The organism is Vibrio sp. T9, assembly GCF_003123985.1.
Classification (GTDB): Bacteria; Pseudomonadota; Gammaproteobacteria; order Enterobacterales; family Vibrionaceae; genus Vibrio; species Vibrio diabolicus.
On sequence record NZ_NIGY01000196.1, the window covers coordinates 1 to 289 of the forward strand.

Below are 289 nucleotides of genomic sequence, written 5' to 3' on the forward strand. Positions count from 1 at the left end.
CTGGAACTGAGACACGGTCCAGACTCCTACGGGAGGCAGCAGTGGGGAATATTGCACAATGGGCGCAAGCCTGATGCAGCCATGCCGCGTGTATGAAGAAGGCCTTCGGGTTGTAAAGTACTTTCAGCAGTGAGGAAGGTGGATGCGTTAATAGCGTATTCATTTGACGTTAGCTGCAGAAGAAGCACCGGCTAACTCCGTGCCAGCAGCCGCGGTAATACGGAGGGTGCGAGCGTTAATCGGAATTACTGGGCGTAAAGCGCATGCAGGTGGTTTGTTAAGTCAGATG

Annotated in this window: 1 rRNA gene; it reads left to right on the forward strand. The window is 53.3% G+C overall.

Annotated features, from left to right (window positions below):
- Nucleotides 1–289 (forward strand): 16S ribosomal RNA (locus tag CBX98_RS26070); the annotation flags it as partial.